The organism is Mucilaginibacter sp., from assembly GCF_036383575.1.
GTDB lineage: Bacteria > Bacteroidota > Bacteroidia > Sphingobacteriales > Sphingobacteriaceae > Mucilaginibacter.
In genome coordinates this window covers 1-1862 of the sequence record NZ_DASVOB010000190.1, presented here as the reverse complement: position 1 = coordinate 1862, position 1862 = coordinate 1, and the positions used below count along the sequence as shown (strand labels likewise).

General features: G+C 43.8%; 3 protein-coding genes. All 3 read right to left on the bottom strand.

Translation table 11 applies throughout. The annotated features are described in order from the left end of the window. The coding region (locus VF500_RS07000; RefSeq protein WP_330858981.1) for a M23 family metallopeptidase at window positions 1-667 on the bottom strand (667 nt) is incomplete at its 3' end. A 2-nt stretch (window positions 668-669) separates the two neighbouring features. Continuing rightward, entirely contained in the window at window positions 670-1281 is a 612-nt protein-coding gene (locus VF500_RS06995) for a fumarylacetoacetate hydrolase family protein (protein WP_330858980.1), read from the bottom strand. Between the two features lie 232 nt (window positions 1282-1513). Then, window positions 1514-1862 (bottom strand): T9SS type A sorting domain-containing protein (locus tag VF500_RS06990; RefSeq protein ID WP_330858979.1); only part of this gene is annotated, 349 nt, incomplete at its 5' end.

Here is a 1862-nt window from a genome sequence, read left to right as displayed (position 1 = left end):
ATCCGGTAACACCTAAAAACTCTTTAGGAGTCTTTTCGCTGAAAGGTCGCCCGTTAAGGTGATAAATCCCGATAGAGGTAATGGTTGGCGGCACTTTATCGGGGATGGTTAAGCCAAACAACTGCGCATTGATGGTTTCCTCAGTTTTGCTGTCCCTGATCTCAAAATGCACATGCGGCCCGGCCGATGCCCCGGCGTTGCCCGAAATAGCTACAACTTCATCTTTTTTAACCGGCACCTGGGTTGATGTAAGGTTAAAGTCGGCCTCGTAGGTTTGGTGCTCGTACTGGTATTTTTTTACCAAATCAATAACCGCCGGACTAAAACTTTCCAAATGACCATAAACCGTGGTATATCCATTTGGATGGGTGATGTAGATTGCCCGTCCGAAGCCTCCAAACTGAACGCGTACCCTTGATATGTAACCTTCGGCGGCAGCATGTACGGGATAACCGGTGCGCTGATTGGTTTTAAAATCGAGCCCGGAGTGAAAATGCGCGGGCCTTAATTCGCCAAATGAACCTGCGGTAGTAGGCGGCGTAAGATCAAGCGGGTACCGGAAATAGTTTTGCGGATACTGCCTGCTTTGTATAATATTATTTTGCGCAAATGTGTTTGAATAAAGCGCCAAACAAATTGCACCTGTAACCAATAGCTTTTTGATCATGCTTATTTAACGTAAAAATCGAGCATTTTGTCATCCTCAAGGTACCCCTCAAGCCTGTCGCCGATTGTTACTTTTGATACACCCGGTGGGGTGCCTGTAAATATTAGGTCGCCCTTTTTTAGGGTGATGTATTTTGAAACAAATGCGATGATGCTCTCGAATGAGAAAAGCAGATCACGGGTGTTACCCTGCTGACGGGTTTCGCCATTGATATCCAACCTAAAGTTGATATCATAAACCGACTCAAACTTGGCCTTAGGCACAAAATTGCTGATAGGTGCTGAACCATCAAAAGCTTTGGCCAACTCCCAGGGTAAACCTTTTTCCTTATGGCGGGCCTGGATATCGCGGGCAGTAAAATCAATTCCTAAACCAATTTCTTCATAATAGTTAGCCGCAAATTTCTCGCTGATGTGTTTGCCCTCTTTGCTGATCTTTAAAACCAATTCTATTTCATGGTGAACATCTTCCGAAAAATCGGGGTGATAAAAAGGCTTGTTTTCTTTCAGCAAAGCCGTTTCGGGCTTCATGAAGATAACCGGTGTTGTGGGTACCGGGTTATTAAGTTCTTTGGCGTGTTCGGCGTAATTGCGGCCAATGGCTATAATTTTCATAAATGAACGCTATAAACGCCAAAGCTAAAAAATTTGATGGGTTTGGGGGAAGGTTTGTGAGCTTGTATTAATTATTTGACGTTCTCTTAATTAAAATCCGCTGTCCGAAGTCTCTGACTTCGGATGACTATGCCTGTAGTCTTCAGACTACAGTTGATGTATGTAGTTGCAAACTACATACATATTGAATTCGAAGTCAGAGACTTCGAACAGCTCTTTTTTGTTGATGACCTTAATTAATAACCGAAATCCTTTTAATAACCGATTCGGTACCGGCTACTACGCGTACAAAGTAAAAGCCACGAACCAGCTTATTGCTGATAGGATAATTCAGATTGTGATCGCCGGACTCAACCCTTTGCGAAAACAGGGTGGAAATATCGTTGCCAAGCACATCCATTATTTTGATGGTTACGTTGGTATTGCGCGATATAGAATACTTGAGGTTGATCTGATCGGTTACCGGGTTAGGGTACAATTGCACATCACTTAACAGTTTATCATCCGGCCGGGATACGCTTAACTTAACATTTGAAGTAACAGCAGGCTTTAACGGGGGAAGCGAAAGGTGCAGGCCATTC

What these genes read in the sequence shown, in the direction of transcription:
- VF500_RS06995 (WP_330858980.1), bottom strand. Translation starts at nt 1,281, where the DNA reads ATGAAAATTATAGCCATTGGCCGCAATTACGCCGAACACGCCAAAGAA.